The following is a 235-nucleotide window of genomic DNA, read 5'->3' as shown; positions in this document are numbered from 1 at the left end:
CTGCATCCGCATGCGTTCGTCATTGCCTCCGACGACGTGACGGTGCTCGTCCATCTGGGCATCGACACCGTTCAGCTCAATGGCGCCGGATTCGTCACGCATGCCGCCGAGGGGGACGAGGTGCGTGCAGGTGACGTTCTCATCACCTGGCAGCCGGATGAGGTGCGCTCAGGTGGTCGCTCGGCAATCTGCCCGATTGTCGTCCTCGACAACTCGGCCGAGGACCTCACCACAC

1 protein-coding gene is annotated in these 235 nt (G+C 63.8%); it reads left to right on the top strand.

The window, feature by feature from the left end; genetic code table 11:
- Positions 1-235, top strand: a 235-nt coding sequence (locus MTCD1_RS23875) for a PTS glucose transporter subunit IIA (RefSeq protein ID WP_143760237.1), incomplete at both ends; no start/stop codon positions are given.

The sequence above is a fragment of the Colwellia marinimaniae genome (assembly GCF_002207865.1).
Lineage (GTDB): Bacteria > Pseudomonadota > Gammaproteobacteria > Enterobacterales > Alteromonadaceae > Colwellia > Colwellia marinimaniae.
The sequence above is the reverse complement of the archived record's forward strand: the minus strand, read 5'-3'. Positions and strand labels throughout refer to the sequence as shown.